General features: G+C 63.9%; 14 protein-coding genes. 1 reads left to right on the forward strand and 13 read right to left on the reverse strand.

Annotated elements, in window-relative coordinates; all coding sequences use genetic code 11:
• From FJ417_RS21110 to FJ417_RS21125, 4 genes are read right to left on the reverse strand one after another with little or no spacing between them, the layout of a single operon-like run.
• The gene (locus tag FJ417_RS21110) at window positions 1–804 is read right to left on the reverse strand and encodes a sugar phosphate nucleotidyltransferase (protein WP_140784787.1); all 804 of its coding nucleotides are present in this window, start codon (window positions 802–804) and stop codon (window positions 1–3) included.
• A complete protein-coding gene (locus FJ417_RS21115) occupies window positions 804–1,901 on the reverse strand; it encodes a glycosyltransferase (RefSeq protein ID WP_140784788.1) in 1,098 nt (365 codons plus the stop codon). The genes FJ417_RS21110 and FJ417_RS21115 overlap by 1 nt, the downstream gene beginning before the upstream one ends.
• 14 nt (window positions 1,902–1,915) lie before the next feature.
• Window positions 1,916–2,512: a histidine phosphatase family protein gene (locus FJ417_RS21120; RefSeq protein WP_140646378.1), complete on the reverse strand. Its 597-nt coding sequence runs from the start codon at window positions 2,510–2,512 to the stop codon at window positions 1,916–1,918.
• Window positions 2,509–3,612 (reverse strand): inositol-3-phosphate synthase, encoded by a 1,104-nt coding sequence (locus FJ417_RS21125; protein WP_140654226.1) that lies wholly within the window; start codon window positions 3,610–3,612, stop codon window positions 2,509–2,511. Before FJ417_RS21125 ends, FJ417_RS21120 begins: the two co-directional genes overlap by 4 nt.
• Before the next feature lie 173 nt (window positions 3,613–3,785).
• Here FJ417_RS21125 and FJ417_RS21130 point away from each other — a divergent pair, with 173 nt between their 5' ends.
• Complete coding sequence (locus FJ417_RS21130) at window positions 3,786–5,534, forward strand: hypothetical protein (protein ID WP_140784789.1); 1,749 nt, start codon at window positions 3,786–3,788, stop codon at window positions 5,532–5,534.
• On the opposite strand, the gene FJ417_RS21135 is transcribed toward FJ417_RS21130, so the two are convergent.
• The 9 genes from FJ417_RS21135 to FJ417_RS21175 form a co-directional block, all read right to left on the reverse strand.
• A complete protein-coding gene (locus FJ417_RS21135) occupies window positions 5,535–5,720 on the reverse strand; it encodes a hypothetical protein (RefSeq protein WP_140646372.1) in 186 nt (61 codons plus the stop codon). It abuts the gene before it with no gap.
• A 78-nt stretch (window positions 5,721–5,798) separates the two neighbouring features.
• The gene (locus FJ417_RS21140; RefSeq protein ID WP_140784835.1) at window positions 5,799–6,833 is read right to left on the reverse strand and encodes a UDP-glucuronic acid decarboxylase family protein; all 1,035 of its coding nucleotides are present in this window, start codon (window positions 6,831–6,833) and stop codon (window positions 5,799–5,801) included.
• A gap of 23 nt (window positions 6,834–6,856) precedes the next feature.
• Entirely contained in the window at window positions 6,857–7,966 is a 1,110-nt protein-coding gene (locus tag FJ417_RS21145) for a glycosyltransferase (protein WP_140710545.1), read from the reverse strand.
• On the reverse strand, window positions 7,963–9,057 hold the full coding sequence (locus FJ417_RS21150; RefSeq protein ID WP_140654218.1) for a glycosyltransferase: 1,095 nt from the start codon (window positions 9,055–9,057) through the stop codon (window positions 7,963–7,965). The genes FJ417_RS21145 and FJ417_RS21150 overlap by 4 nt, the downstream gene beginning before the upstream one ends.
• Window positions 9,054–10,181 (reverse strand): glycosyltransferase, encoded by a 1,128-nt coding sequence (locus FJ417_RS21155; protein WP_140784790.1) that lies wholly within the window; start codon window positions 10,179–10,181, stop codon window positions 9,054–9,056. The genes FJ417_RS21150 and FJ417_RS21155 overlap by 4 nt, the downstream gene beginning before the upstream one ends.
• Window positions 10,182–10,183: 2 nt before the next feature.
• Entirely contained in the window at window positions 10,184–11,284 is a 1,101-nt protein-coding gene (locus FJ417_RS21160; RefSeq protein WP_140654214.1) for a glycosyltransferase family 4 protein, read from the reverse strand.
• Window positions 11,269–12,561: a TIGR04295 family B12-binding domain-containing radical SAM protein gene (locus FJ417_RS21165; protein ID WP_140784791.1), complete on the reverse strand. Its 1,293-nt coding sequence runs from the start codon at window positions 12,559–12,561 to the stop codon at window positions 11,269–11,271. The genes FJ417_RS21160 and FJ417_RS21165 overlap by 16 nt, the downstream gene beginning before the upstream one ends.
• A complete protein-coding gene (locus tag FJ417_RS21170) occupies window positions 12,558–13,631 on the reverse strand; it encodes an NAD-dependent epimerase/dehydratase family protein (RefSeq protein ID WP_140710555.1) in 1,074 nt (357 codons plus the stop codon). Before FJ417_RS21170 ends, FJ417_RS21165 begins: the two co-directional genes overlap by 4 nt.
• On the reverse strand, window positions 13,628–14,734 hold the full coding sequence (locus FJ417_RS21175) for an SDR family NAD(P)-dependent oxidoreductase (RefSeq protein WP_140710557.1): 1,107 nt from the start codon (window positions 14,732–14,734) through the stop codon (window positions 13,628–13,630). Before FJ417_RS21175 ends, FJ417_RS21170 begins: the two co-directional genes overlap by 4 nt.
• Window positions 14,735–14,742: the final 8 nt, after the last annotated feature.

A 14,742-nucleotide genomic window follows, 5' to 3' on the forward strand; every position in this document is an offset into this window, starting at 1 on the left:
CTAAGCTCCTTCGCTTGGGAGGAGTGGCACAGGCGAGCGGTCTTGCCGGGCGAACATCGGCGGGACTTCGTCTTCCGCGGCGCCGTTGTTTTCCAGCAGCCTGAGTGCCGTGCGATAGCCGTTGAAAGTACCGACATCGACATAAGCCGTCCCGGCCTTGACGCCGTAAGCCTCGCCTCCGCCGGCGAGATAGGCGTTGACCAGAGTGCCCAAATACTCGTCCACGCCGTCGCGCTGGCGCCACAGTGCCGCCAGTTGAAGGAAGATACGACCCGGCATCTTGAAGGCGCCCCAGACCCAGTTTGTCGCTGCGTCAGCTTGCTTGACCTGGATCTGCTCGACCCGCCCGTTCCGATCGAGGACGACGGCGTCGAACAGGTCGGGGCGATCGACCGGAAACATCAGGAAAGAAAGCTGGTCGTCGGCCAGGTGGCAGAAGCCGTCTTCAGGAAACCAGATCGTGTCCGGCAGGCCGATCAGGACCGTTTCTTCCGGCGTCACAAGCGGTGTCGCGCGGAAGATCGCGTCGCACAGTCCAACCGGAGAAGGCTGCGCCACGAAGATCGCCGCGGCGTCGTCATAGCCGGCGGCGTAGTATTCGAGGATGTCCGACTTGCCGGAACCGATGATGAAGCAGATGCGGTCGACGCCGTTACGGACCATCCGCCGCACCAGATATTCGCTCACCGCGCAAGGGCGTTCGGTCTGGCCATCCAGTCGGCTGCCGACCGGCAGCAGTTCCTTGGAAAAACCCAGCGGTTGAATGCGGCTGCCGCGACCTGCGGCAGGCACGATGCCCAACATCAGACGACTTCCTCCATTGCTCCACCTGCCGTGGACACGGCGGCGTTCAAGATGCGATCGAGTTCGGCGGCGCGGTGCGCGGACGTGTGCTCGTCGAGAACGCGTTCACGGGCGCGGCGGCCAAGCGCCTCGATTTCGCTGTCCGACAGGCCAAGCGCGGCGACGACATCGTCGGTAGTGTGTGCCAACAGAATCTCGCTGCCGGGCGTGAAGAAGCTGTCCAGGCCGGCCCAGTCGTCGGAGATGATCGCGGCGCCGCATGCGGCTGCTTCGAACAGACGCCCAGATGGGCACCAGCCCTTTCGCGCCATCGCTTCACGGGTGACGTTCAGCGTCAGGCGCGAGGAGGAAAAGAAGGCAGGGTGATCGGCGGGCGGCAGGTGCCGGACGAAATACATGTTGCCGCTCCAGGGGAAGTCCTGCGGGTATTGCGCCCCGCCGATGATGAAACGTCGGTTTGGAAGCCGGGCGGCGGCAGCGACAAGCAGTATTTCGACGCCTGCCTGCCGATCCTCGGCGTAGGTCCCGAGATAGGATAGGTCGCCCTCGAACTCGGGCCTTGGCTGCGCTGGCTGGTGACGGTCGGGGTCGACATGGCCGTAGAGCGGCAGGACGTGGCGCGCGCCGAGAATGCGCTTCAGCGCATCGATCGCCGGCCCTCCTGTATAGCTGAGGACCAGATCGAAATCGCGCAATCCTTCCGGCTCGAAATAGGCCGGATAGTCACCTCGCTCGATGCTCGCCAGCGTCATCGGTGTATCAAGGTCATAGAATACTTTCAGGCCGCGACAGCGGTCGTTGGCGAGCCGCGAGGCCTCCACGGCATCTGGACAATAGGAGGTGACGATGACGACGTCGGCCTGCCGTATCGCGGCCTCGGCCTCTTGGCGGATATCTTCCCAATCCGGGTAAAGAACGACACCGCCGCCGCTCAACCGGTCGATGTCCCTGGCGCCGGCATAGTACGGTGTATTGCGCTCGAAGAAGCTAATCGACCAGCCAAGCGGTGCTAGCGCGCTAATCAGTCCCCGCCAGAGCGTGGCATGCCCATTGCCCCATGACGATGTAACGGTCAGACCGAATATGACCATGCGCATGGGCGACCACTCCCTCAGGCAACTTCATTCAAACGGATCAGTTTGGAGCCCCAGTCGCCGTGGACGACTGTTGTGATGGAGGCCGGCGCGATATCGAAGCGAAAGCAGTCGCCAAGCTGCAGGCCGAGGATCGCGCAGACAGCCGCCTTGATCACATCGGCATGACTGACAAGCGCGATGCACTGACCCTGTCCATTCTCGCGCAGCGCGTCCATCAGGCCGACCATCCTGTGCTGCACATCCAGCATGGTCTCGCCGCTCGGCGTGCGGGCGCTCTGGCGCTGGTCGTTCCAAAGCCGCCAGCTTGCATCGCCGCTCAGTTCTTCGAATGTCTTGCCGGACCACTCGCCGAAGTCGATCTCGTCGAGTTCCTTGCAGATCGCGATCTTCTCAATCTCGCAAGCGATGGCGATCGGCTTCGCTGTTTCCAGCGTGCGCTCGCGCGGACTGCTCAAGATCGCCGCGAGCGGCTCTCGCGTCAGTCGCCGCGCGAGGTGCAGTGCCTGCGCCTGGCCGGCTTCGCCGAGGCGAACGCCTTCGAGCCGCCCGGCCAGGTATGAGCCAACATGATCATGCGCCGCGTGGCGGATGAGAAAGAACGTCGTGGTCATTCGGCGGCGTCCAGCATAGGCTTGTCGTTACCGGCGATGAAGGCGAGCGTGCGCAGGCGCGCTTCCGCGTCGGTGAACTGCTCCGGCGGCGACTTCATGAAGTAGCTGCTGGGGCCTGTGAGCGCGCCGGCGATGCCGCGGTCGAGGGCGAGCTTTGCGCAGCGGAGGGCGTCGATGACGACGCCGGCCGAGTTGGGCGAATCCCAGACCTCCAGCTTGAGCTCGGCATTGAGCGGCACGCCTCCAAAAGTAGTGCCTTCGACACGGATATAGGCCCATTTGCGATCGGTCAGCCACGGGACATGGTCACTGGGTCCGACATGGATGTTGCCGGCCTCAAGCGGGACGTCGATCTGGCTGGTGACGGACTGCGTCTTCGAGATCTTCTTCGATTCCAGCCGCTCGCGCTCGAGCATGTTGAGGAAGTCGGTGTTGCCGCCGAAGTTGAGCTGATAGGTGCGATCGATGCGCACGCCGCGCTCACGGAAGAGATTGGCGAGCAGCCGATGCACGATGGTTGCACCGACCTGGCTCTTGATGTCGTCGCCGACCAGGGGAAGGCCACGTTCCTCGAAGCGCTTGCGCCATTCCGGCCGCGAGGCGATGAAGACAGGGATGCAATTGACGAAAGCGCAGCCGGCCTCAAGCGCGCATTCGGCATAGAAGCGCGTCGCCTGTTCGGAGCCGACCGGAAGATAGGATATCAGCACCTCGACCCCGCTCCCCCGGAGCCGGGTGGTTACGTCTGCGGCCGGTTCATCCGACTCTTCGATCTCCTCTCGGAGATATTTGCCGATGCCGTCGAGTGTTGGACCGCGCTCCACACGAACCCCGGTCGGCGCGACATCAGCAAAACGAAAGGTGTTGTTGGGCGCGGTGTAGATCGCTTCCGCCACATCGCGTCCAACCTTGTTTTTCGCGACATCGAAGGCGCAGACGACCTCAATGTCGTCGACATGATAGCCGCCGAGGTCGGCATGCATCAGCCCGGGGATCGGCTCGTTGCCGTTGACGTGGCGATAGTAGGAGAGACCTTGCACAAGAGATGACGCGCAATTGCCCACGCCGACGATGCCGATACGAACTTTCTTCGATGTCACGAAACCGCTGCCCCTTTTGGTTGGAGGTAAGTTCCTCGCCGCCGAACCGGGAGCGGCCTCGAATGTTCCGTGGCGCCGCGAAAAATTGCCCGGCGTCCGAAAATTGCTGGGCTGGGTTGCGGATCAAAAGAGACGCGGTTCGCGTTGGCGGCAGACAGCCGGGTAGGAGCCGCATGATCGTCTTCGGCGACCACAAGCGAGCGCACAGCGCACAACAGCTCAGGGAAGCTGTGTTGGCCGCCGCGAGAGCGATCGGCGATCTGCCCGCGGGCATCGAGCGCCACGCTGCCCTGGTCGATCTTTTCGTCGGCGCTTCCGAACTTATACAAGGCCTTGCCGATGCGGAATTCGACATCAAGGGCGGCGATTGGAATTCCTCGAGACAGAAGCTGGGGTCGGAAATTCTCGTCGAGTTGTCGGAGGAAGTGCTGCGATCCTGGCAACAAGGATTTGTCCGGCATGGAGTGCTCGATGCGTCGCTGCTTGCGAAGCTTGCCGGTATGGACTGTGGCAACGAAATAACCACCGGCCCGGCCGAAGGCTACGCGCTTTATGCGCTATATCCGGAAACCTATCTGCTTGCAGCGCTGCAGTCGGGACTCGACGCAAACACATGCGTCATCGGCATCCGCAGCATTGGTCTCGGCTTGGCGGCGATGGTCGCCGCCGCCCTGCATGCGCCGCCGCCTGTTAGCGTGCGACCGATCGGCCATCCGTTTTCCCGGCACATTTGCGCCGCGCCCGAACTCCTCGGCTCTTGGCGCGACAGACCTCTTGCCAAATTTGCCATCGTTGATGAAGGTCCGGGCCTCTCCGGCAGTTCCTTTCATGCTGTCGTTGCCTGGCTGCGCCGGCAGGACATCGACCGGGAGCGCATTCATCTGTTCCCAAGCCACCGCGGCGGGCCGGGCGTGCAAGCTTCGGCAGACATGCAGGCTATTTGGAGTCACTGCTCGCGCCATGTCGCGGACTTCGAAGCGGCCTTCGATGGATGCGTCGCGCCGAACCTTCGCCGATGGGTGGCGAACCTCCTCGGCAAGGCCGATGTCGAACTCAGCGACATTTCCGGCGGCGAATGGCGCAAGCATATTTCCACGGCGCCGGAGCATTGGCCTCCGGTGTTTGCCGGATTTGAGCGGCGAAAATTCCTGGCACTGGCGGGCACGGAGCGTTGGTTGGTCAAGTTCGCCGGTCTCGGCCGGACCGGGCAGCACAAGCTGCACACGGCAAGGTCGGTGCACAGGGCCGGTTTTGGAACGCAGCCTGCCGGACTCTGCCACGGCTTCCTGATCGAGCGTTGGACAGACGCGGACAGGCTGGATCGGACAGAGCTGGCCAGGGACCTGCTGGTCGAATGGCTTGGACGCTATCTCGGCTGGCGCGCTGCCGAGTTGCAGACGGAAGAGGCCGGCGCGTCGCTGGAGAGGCTTGCAGACATGGCCACGCAAAACTGCAGGGAAGCCTTGGGGGAAGAGCCGGCCCAAGCATTAAAGGGTTGGTTCGCCCGCCACTCCTCACATTCCTTCCTGCGGAGGATCGAGATCGACGGACGCCTGCACCCGTGGGAATTTCTGGTTCGGCCGGAGGGAACCCTGCTCAAGACGGACGCCGTCGACCATTGCCGCTCGCACGACATTGTCGGCTGTCAGGACATAACGTGGGACATTGCAGGCGCGACGGTGGAATATGAGCTTTCCGACGCCGAGCTTTCGCGGCTCATCCAAGGCGTTGAGGCAGAAATGTCGCGTGCCGTCGATCATTCCTTGGTGGACTACATGGAGCCCTGCTATCTCGCCTTCCAGCTTGGGCTGTGGACGATGGCCCGACAGTCGACACACGGCGATGAGCGGATAAGAGCCACGCGCGCCGCCGACCGCTACGAAACCAGGCTTTCGCGTTTTATCGAGCGCGCGAGGACCTGATCAGTCCAGCCTGCGCAGCATGTCCGCTTCCTCCTCCAGAATTGTGGCCACTTCCTCGCGCCGCAGATGTGTCATCATCAGGCTGACGCAACATTCGAGATAGGTGATGGAGGCTCGCCGCAGGAACGCGGCGGTTTCGGCCGCCGCCATCTGATCGATGTCCTTGATTGGTCGCTTCGGCTGCACAGTTCTTCTCCATGACGGTTGTCAGGTCCAACCGCAATCCCGGTCGGTTGTTCCGCTACGGTGAAGGAAGCCACCGCCTCAGAGCTGAAGGTTCTGAGCTTTTCCGGCCTCAGTCCTGTTGACCGGTACGATGGCCTCCATCGCAAGGTCGTCGAGCCTCGAGAAAAAGGCGATGGTTTGCAGTAGGCCTTGCCTGAGAGGCACCTTCGGTGACCAGCCGAGAAGCGCTCTTGCGCGGCCTATGTCGGGCCGCCGGCGGCGCGGGTCGTCCTGCGGCAAGGGCAGGAATTTCACGGGTGATCTGCTGCCGGTCAGTTCCCGAACCAGCCTTGCCAATTCGAGGATCGAAAACTCGCCGGGATTGCCCAGATTGACCGGCTGTCGCGGATTGGGATCGACATCCATAAGGCGTTGCAATCCTCCGATCATGTCGCTGACATAGCAGAATGAGCGGGTTTGCCGGCCATCGCCGAATATCGTCAGCGGCCGTTTCTCGATCGCTTGCATGACCAGGTTGGACACGATGCGGCCGTCGGCTGGGTCCATTCTGGGACCATAGGTGTTGAAGATGCGGGCGACGCGAATATCGGCCATCTCGGCCCGCAGATAATCGAAGCAGAGCGTCTCCGCGGTGCGCTTGCCCTCATCATAACAGGCGCGCGGTCCTGTGCAGTTGACGTGGCCGACATAGTCCTCGCGCTGTGGGTGCTGTTCTGGATCGCCGTAGACTTCGCTGGTCGATGCCTGCAGGAAGCGGGCGCCGTTGCTTGCCGCGAGCTCGAGCAGATTGAGCGTTCCGATCACACAGGTGCGCGTTGTGTGGACCGGATCGGCCTGGTAGCGGGGCGGCGATGCCGCGCAGGCCAGGTTGAAAACGCGGTCGACAGCCTCGCCGAGTTCCAGCGGGACGCAAACGTCCTGCTCGATCAGCCGGAACCGGGCTTGGCCGATTAGCGAGCTGACATTCTCCATTCGGCCCGTAAGAAAGTTGTCGACGCATATGACGCGATACCCGTCGTGAAGCAGGGCCTCGCACAAATGCGAACCGAGGAAACCGGCACCGCCGGCGACAAGCGCCGTCCGTGTCTGCTGAACCCTTCTTGATCGCCGCATCTGCAAAGTCTCCTGTCTGCTATTCATGCTGCACTTTCCACGTTCAGATCGATCGCCGCGCGCGTATGGACTGACTGAGTCAAAGTCAGAACGAATTCACGCGCCCGAGCGCCGCCGGTGTGGCTTGCAAGCACCGCCTCGCGTGCCGAGCGGGCCATATCGAGTCTGGCCCGCTCCGATTTGGCTGTGAGGATTTCCTGCACGTCGCCGGCACTGGCTGCGGTCTCGATCGTCGATTCGGGGAAGAAGCTGTCGAGACCGGGCCAGCGGTCGCTGATGATCGGTGTGCCGCAGGCGGCGGCCTCGAAGAGCCGCACGCTGGGCGACCATCCTGCCGCGATCATTGACGCCCGCGTAAGGTTCAATGTGTAACGCTGGCGGCTGTAGAAGGCGGCATGTTCGGCGGGCGGCAGGTGCTCGATCCGCTGGACGTTGTCCGGCCAGGCGATGTCGAATGGATATTGCGAGCCGGCGACGACGAAGCGGCGGTCCGGCAGGCACCGCGCCGGCTCCAGCAGCAGCGTTTCGAGGGCGAGCTGCCGGTCGGCGCTGTAGGTTCCAAGATAGCCGAGATCCCATTCGATCGCGTCTCTGGTGCGATGGTGTCGCTTTGGATCGACCGAGCAGTAGAGCGGCTCCGTTCGGAGGGCGCCGAACTCCGATCTGAGGCGCTGCAACGTCGGTCCGCCGGTGAAGGAGAAGTAGACGTCGAAATAGGGGATCTGCCTGCGGGCAAGGTAATCGCAATCGTCCTCGGCAACCCGCGCCAGCGTCACTGGCGTGTCGATGTCGTAAAAGCAGAACTGTCCAGTGCACAGCGAAGCGAGGTCGTCGATGATGGCCCTGCCTTCCGGCACGAAGGAGCCTATCACCACCGCGTCGGCCCGCTGCAACTCCTGCCGGTGATTGCGGCGCAGCTCTGAGACCGTCTGGTAGTAGCGCAAGTCGCAGAAATCGGGGTCGCGCAGGTCCCGGTGATGCGCGTACCAGGGCACGTCGCGTTCGAGGAAGGTGACGCGATGGCCGAGCTCGTTGAGCGCGCGCAGCAGCCCCCGGAAAGTCGTCGCGTGGCCGTTGCCCCAGGATGAGGATAACGAAAGTCCGAGGAAAACGATGTCGAGCGGTTTCGTCATTCCGCGGCCTCCATTGCCCGGCGCTCGAAATGCGCCTTGAAGATGTCGTCCACCAGCCGGGCTCTCAGCGTGTAGGTATGCTCGGCCAGAACGCGCCGCAGCGCTGCGGCGCCGATCGCCTTCGCCCGTGTCGGCGTCAGCGTGCGCACGATCTCGGCGACGTCGGCACCGTCCCGCGCGACCAGGATCTCTTCGCCAGGGGTCAGGAACAACTCGACGCCGAGCCAGGCATCGGTGATTAGGCATGCACCCGCGCCCGCCGCTTCGAAGACGCGTGTCGCGGGCGAAAACCCGTTGGCCGCCATGCTGTCGCGGCTGATGTTGAGCACCGCCTTCGGCGTGACGTTGAAGGCGTTGTGATCGCGCGTACCGACATGGCCGAGCCACGAAACGTTCGCCGGCAAGGGCTTGTCGCCCCAGCCGGATCCACCAAGCAGGAAGCGTTGGCTGCCAAGCACACGGGCCGGGTCGAAGAAGAAGGCGTCGACGCGCGCCTCGCGGTCGGGCAGCCGATTGCCGAGGAAAGCGAGGTCACAGGCAAAGCCCGGATTTGCGGCGACCGGATGATGTGTCTCGGGATCGAGCGCGTTATAGATCGGCACGCATTCCGCGGCGCCGAGCGCGCGATAATCCCAAACCACGGGATCGCCGCCGCCATAGGTCAGAACAAGGCCGATCCTCTTCAAGGTCTCATGCAGGGGGTGTTCGGCATGATTGCGCAACTCGCTTAAGGTCGCCGGCGCGTCGACGTCCCAGAACACGGTCAGCGCATCCGGGCGAGCGTTGTCGAGAACCGCATGCAGTAGCGCCTCGTCCTCGAAGCCGACGCCGCTTGCCTTGACCACGACGTCTGCCTGCGCGGCGCAAGAGGCGACCTGCATCAGCGCATGCGCTGTCGGCTCGTAGACGACGACGCTGCACCAGTCCGGCGCCTTGATATCGCGATGCTTCTGGCGATCGTAGACATCGGGCTCATAGAAGACGATGTCATAGCCGCGCTTCGACAACGCCTTGAGCAAGCCCCGATAATAGGTGGCCGCGCCGTTCCAGTAGGACGACAGAAGGCTCGATCCGTAAAAGGCGATCTTCATGCGACGGCCTCCCTTGCAGGTTTGATTTCAGCGACCTCGCGATTGCCGCATGCGGCGAGAATGTCGAACAACTCGTCGACGCGGTGCCGGCATGTGTGGCGCGCAAGGATGGTTTCCCGGCCGGACGCGGCGAGCGCCTCCGCACGCTGGCTGTCGTTCAGCACGTCGCGAAGGTGACCTTGCATCTCGGCGCCGTTCCGGGCGAAGAGGAAATCCTTGCCGGCGCGGAACAGTCCTTCGACATCCGACCATGGCGCCGAGACCAGCGGAATGCCGCAGGCCATCGCCTCGAACATGCGTATGGTCGGAATGCCGGGCAGGCTCTCCCGATAAGGTCGGCGGGGGATGTGCATGGTGACGCGATGCCGGGCGAAGCTCTTCGGCACGTCGGCATTGGCAATCCAGCCATCATAGCGCAGCCCTGCCTCGGCAAGCGCGGCTCGGGCATCGGTCGGATAGCGCACGCCGTGCACGGTTCCCGACAGCGCGAGAGCGCTCGCCGGCTCGATCAGGAACTCGGCGATCTCGGCGCTGCGTTCGTCGTCGCCCCAATTGCCGATCCAGACGAGGTCGGAGACGGGGTCGACATCCGGGCACGGCTTGAACAGCCGGTCGTCCGCCGCCTCATGCCAGGTGAAGACCCGTTTGCCCCAGCCGGCGCGAAGATAGCTCTCGCGCAGCACCTCGCCGAAGACCAGCACCCCGTCGTAATGCTCGAGCTGAAGTGCCGCTATCGCCTGCATCGCCGATACGGCGCGGTGATGGGTGTCGTGGAACAGGAGCGTGAAATTGCCATAGGCTCGCGCCTGTCCGATGCGCGCGACAAGATCCTTGTCCGTCCATTCGTGGACGATCACGACATCCGCGCCGGCGAGCCAGGCTTCGTGCGCGAAGCCGGGGCCATAGCTCAGCGCCATCAGCTCCGGGAAATCCTTGCGGAAGCGCTCGACGGCGAAAGGGCCTTGCTCGGCAAGCAGATTCGATCGGCTCCAGCCGTCGGCGGGTTCCAGCGCGACCGCCTCATGTCCGCGCGCGACGAGCTCGCGCATGATGCCGCGCTGGAAATGCGCGTTGCCGTGATTCCAGTCGGAAACGGCGGAATGGGTGTAGAACACGAAGCGCATGGTCAAAGCCCTGCCATGGCCGTCGCCGCCCGATCGTAGACCTCTCGCATCCGCGCCGTCTGGGCGCTGAGCGAGAATTTGCGCGCCCGTCGGGCGGCGCGCTGACCGAACTGGCGTCGCAAGCTTTCGTCACGCGAGAGCCTGGCGATGCAGCCGGCAAGCGCGTGGGGATCGCGCGCGTCGAAGAACGTCGCTGCTCCGTCCCAGATCTCGCGGTAGGTCGCGATGTCCGCCAACACCAAGGGGGTGCCCGCAGAGGCTGCCTCCAGGGCGGCCAGCCCGAAAGGCTCGTAGATGGACGGCGAGACAAACATGCTGGCCCGCGCCATCAATTGCCGAACCTCGCAATGGCTGATCGAGCCAAGCGAGATGCAATGATCGAAGAACAGGCGCTGTCCATCCGGACCTTCAGTTTCGCCTGCGGCGAAAACGGGAGGGCCACACAAGGCAGCCGCGGCATCGAGCGCCAATCCGTTTTTGCCCTCATCCCACCAGCGGGCGGCAGCGAGAACGAAGGACTCACGATGCGCGCTTGCCGGGCCGGGGAGCGCACCATTGTGGACGACGCTCAAGCCCGCGATCGGACCGTAGCAGGCTCCGAGCATGGCGGCATGGCTTCGGCTCGGCGCGACAATGGCTTCGGCGCGGTCGAATCCGGCGCGGTTGCGCTCTCGTTGCCACGCCCAATCGCCCTCGGGCATTTGCGCCCGCACTGCATGCAGCCATGTGACCACGCAGGAATGGGATACCGCGACGATCGGACAAGTCAGCTCGAGACCGGCTGCCTGCGCCGGCGCATTGAGGTGTACGAGATTGATTGCATAGTCCGACGCAAGCTCCTGCAATTCGCCAGGCAACCGGTCGAGATCTTTCGTGTCGCGCGTCATCCAGTCCGGCGGGCATTTCAGCCAAACCAGCGCGGCGATGGACCGCGCTTCCCGAGCCTGTTCGGGGGAAGGCTCGGGTCCCAGCCCGGCAAGCACGATGCTGTCGCCGCTGGCCACCAGCTCTCGCGCCAGATCGAGCGAATAGCGCCAGACTCCGCCGACGGCGTCAGTCGTCATAAGGATGCGCCGCGGACGATGGGTCAGTGATTGCAGCATGAGGACTCCAACTCAGCCAGCGCATGCGGCCGCTGGTCCTGGATGTCGCTGAAGGATCGGAAGGAGGCGAGGTAGTGCTCATGGGCGCGCTCCCAGGCGAGGTCGTCGGGTTCGCCCCACAATTCGCGGTAGCTGGGAGAGCTCGGATAGGGATAGAGCGGCACGGGCTCGTTCGCCCAGACGCCGTGATCGATGAGGTGCTTGCGCCAATAGTCCACCAGCGTCGGGTCGTCCTCGACCACGCCAATCAGATTGGCCTGGACGAAAGGCACATGACGGCGGGCGTCAACCAGAAGCGCAGCCAGATCCTCTGTGTCGAGCCGACAGCGCTTGGCGAGCATCGCGCGGCCTTCGACGGTCAGGCTTTCAAGACCGGCCTCGATCGAGACGCAGCCGGCCGCGCCAAGCAGTTCGAGCAGTTCCGGCTTCCAGAGGTCGATACGTGTCTGAACGCCGAACTGGACGTCGCGTTCGACCAAGGCCTCCAGCAGCGCCTTCTGCGGCAGGAAGATCTCGTCGATGAAATAGATATAGCCGACCCCTTGAGTGATCAAACCGTCGATCTCGGCCACAACGGCGTCGTGCTTCCTGCGCCGATATGCATCGCGGAAATCGATCTTGGCGCAGAAGCTGCAATTATAGGGGCAGCCGCGCGACGCTTCCACCTCGGCGCCGGCGCCCTTCTGATGGGCATCGAACCTGTGGTGGTGGTGGCCATGCGCGGCGATCCAGTCGGACGGCCAGGCGAGCGCAGCATGATCGACGAACGGGCTGGCATGCACGCCGCCATTGCACACTGGAAGGTCGTTTTGGAGCCGGGCCGTATGCGCAATCTTGCTCCAGTCGCTCTGCCGTGCAAGCTCCGTCACGACGTCCTCACATTCACCGCGCACGACGACATCGACGCCGAGCTTGCGTAGGGTCGGTGCAGGCGTCGCCGAGCCATGCGGTCCGACCGCCACGGTTCGTCCGCCGCGTCCGGCGAGATGGCTGAGGAATTCCCCCGGCACGCGCAGTTCAGGCGGCGCGCAGCGCCAGAACAGATAGGTCGGCGCGGTGGTGACCACGGTCATGTCCGGCGCGAATGACGCCACCTGCTCTGCCAGCGCCGCGTTGTCGAGGACCTGCAATTGCCCGTCCAGCATCATGACGTCGTGACCATCCGCTTCCAGCATTGCCTTCGAATAGCCGAGCTCCAGCGGCAGATGCGGCTGCCGGCAGCCGAAATAGATGCTGTGCTCATACGTCCAGAACGGATTGACCAAGGCGACTTTCATGCGACGTACCTCGTGGCTTCCGGGCGCGACTGGAGCCGATGTCGCACCAGCCAGCTGGCGAGATCGCAGACGCCTTCGCGCCATGGGACACGCGCCTGCCAGCCGATCGCGGCTTGCAGCTTGCGCGTGTCGGCGACGAAGAATGGTTGGTCGCCAACGCGCTCGCGGTCGTGGCGAAGCGCGACGTCGCTGCCCGTCATCTCGGCTATCTCCGCCAGCAGCACGCGCAGGCTGACCGCATTGCTCGGGCCGCCGCCCAGGTTGAACGCCTGGCCCTTGAGGTCCTCAATCCTGGCCAACACGCCGCGATAGGCGGCTACGGCATCGGACACATGCAGGATGTCGCGCACCTGCCTGCCGTCGCCGTAAACGGTAATCGGCCGGCCGGACAAGACGCTGAGTAGAAAATGCGCGACCCAGCCCTGATCCTCGGTGCCAAACTGGCGCGGCCCGTAGATGCAGCTCATGCGCAGCACCGCTGTCGGGAGTCCGTAGGATTTGGAATAGTCGAGCACATACTGATCGGCCGCGCCCTTCGAGCAGCCATAGGGCGTGCAGAAATCAAGGCCCACCTTCTCATCGACCCCGCTCGCACGTACCTTCTCGTCAAGCGGCTCGCAGTGATCGTCGGCTTGCCGCACCGCGATCTGGGGCAGGCTGCCATAGACCTTGTTGGTGCTGGCGAAGACTACCGGGACGCCGGTGCTGCGAGCGGTCTCCAGCACGTTGAACGTGCCTTTGAGGTTGATGTCGAAATCCTGCGCGGGATCGACCAGGCTGGTCGTCACGGCGGTCTGGGCGGCGAGGTGAAAGATCGCCTTTGCCGGCGCCAGCGCCGCCGCCAGTGCGCTGGCATCGCGTATGTCGACTGTTTCGGCGCTCAGCCGGTCGCCGTGCTTTTGCGCCAGCCAGTCGAGATTCTGCTCGACGCCCGGGCGGCTGAGATTGTCGACGACAAGCACGGCCTCGCCATCGGATAGCAGGCTGTCGGCCAGGTTGGAGCCGATGAAGCCGCTGCCGCCAATGACGGCTATCGGTGCCTTGCGCGGATGGCGGTGGCTCTGGGTCATGAGACCAATCCCCGCTCTTCCAGCTCGCGCCGCATGTCCGCGCCCCGGTCGATAACGACGCTGTTGCGGACCCATGCCGCGAATTCGCCGAGCGAATCTTCCAGCCGACGCTTCGGCTCAAAGCCCAGCAGTTCCCGGGCCTTGGCGATGTCGGCGAAGCAGTTGCGGATATCGCCGGAGCGCGCCTTGGTGAGGATTTCGGGCGGCCGCTTTGGGATGCCCATAGCCTTGGCAAGAAGACGGGCCACGTCCCTGATCGAATAGGCGTGGCCGCTGCCGATGTTGATGGCATGGCCGGCGGCCTGGCGCTGCTCCAGCGCCAGCCGGAACGCGGTGGCGACATCGCGCACATGAACGAAATCGCGCTTCTGCTCGCCGTCCTCGAAGATCGTCGGCCGCTTGCCGTTGGCAAGGCGCGAGGCGAAGTTGGCGAGAACGCCGGTGTAGGGATTGGCAAGCGCCTGTCCGGCGCCGAACACGTTGAACAGGCGCAGTGCAACGGCATCGACGCCGTAGGCCTGGCCGAAGATCAGCACCGCGCGTTCCTGCGCATACTTGGTCAGCGCGTAGATCGAGGCGAGATCGGGCCGCTTCTCCTCGTCCGTCGGAAGAGGCGACAGTGTTTGGCCGGTCGCCGACAGCAAATCCCAGCGGCCCTCCCTTATATCGGCAGGCTTGCGGCGCGCATTGTCGATCCGCTCGCCGTCCGGAGTCTGATAGAGGCCTTCACCATAGATGCTCATGGAGGACGCCACGACGATCCGTTCGACCGGCTTCTTGATGAGTGCCTCGAGCAGCACCGCCGTGCCGAGATCGTTCGTGCCGACATAGCGGGCGATCTCGTACATGGACTGGCCGACGCCAACCTCGGCCGCCAGATGGATCACGGCATCGACGTCTGAAACCGCCTCAGCGACAGCGTCGCGGTCGCGCACGTCCCCCTTGATCAGTTCGGCCCCCGTAGGGAGGTTGATGGCTTCGGCGCCGTGCACCTGTTCGACAAGCGCGTCGAGCAGGCGCACCTGATAGCCATGGTCGGTGAGTTCCTGGGCGACGTGGCGGCCGATGAAGCCGCAACCTCCCGTAACCAATACACGTTTCACGATGACTC

The sequence above is a fragment of the Mesorhizobium sp. B3-1-7 genome (assembly GCF_006439385.1).
Taxonomy (GTDB): Bacteria; Pseudomonadota; Alphaproteobacteria; order Rhizobiales; family Rhizobiaceae; genus Mesorhizobium.

Coding starts and splice junctions, on each gene's coding strand:
- FJ417_RS21110 (WP_140784787.1), bottom strand. CDS start 804: ATGTTGGGCATCGTGCCTGCCGCAGGTCGCGGCAGCCGCATTCAACCG.
- FJ417_RS21115 (WP_140784788.1), bottom strand. CDS start 1,901: ATGCGCATGGTCATATTCGGTCTGACCGTTACATCGTCATGGGGCAAT.
- FJ417_RS21120 (WP_140646378.1), bottom strand. CDS start 2,512: ATGACCACGACGTTCTTTCTCATCCGCCACGCGGCGCATGATCATGTT.
- FJ417_RS21130 (WP_140784789.1), top strand. CDS start 3,786: ATGATCGTCTTCGGCGACCACAAGCGAGCGCACAGCGCACAACAGCTC.
- FJ417_RS21140 (WP_140784835.1), bottom strand. CDS start 6,833: ATGCGGCGATCAAGAAGGGTTCAGCAGACACGGACGGCGCTTGTCGCC.
- FJ417_RS21145 (WP_140710545.1), bottom strand. CDS start 7,966: ATGACGAAACCGCTCGACATCGTTTTCCTCGGACTTTCGTTATCCTCA.
- FJ417_RS21150 (WP_140654218.1), bottom strand. CDS start 9,057: ATGAAGATCGCCTTTTACGGATCGAGCCTTCTGTCGTCCTACTGGAAC.
- FJ417_RS21155 (WP_140784790.1), bottom strand. CDS start 10,181: ATGCGCTTCGTGTTCTACACCCATTCCGCCGTTTCCGACTGGAATCAC.
- FJ417_RS21160 (WP_140654214.1), bottom strand. CDS start 11,284: ATGCTGCAATCACTGACCCATCGTCCGCGGCGCATCCTTATGACGACT.
- FJ417_RS21165 (WP_140784791.1), bottom strand. CDS start 12,561: ATGAAAGTCGCCTTGGTCAATCCGTTCTGGACGTATGAGCACAGCATC.
- FJ417_RS21170 (WP_140710555.1), bottom strand. CDS start 13,631: ATGACCCAGAGCCACCGCCATCCGCGCAAGGCACCGATAGCCGTCATT.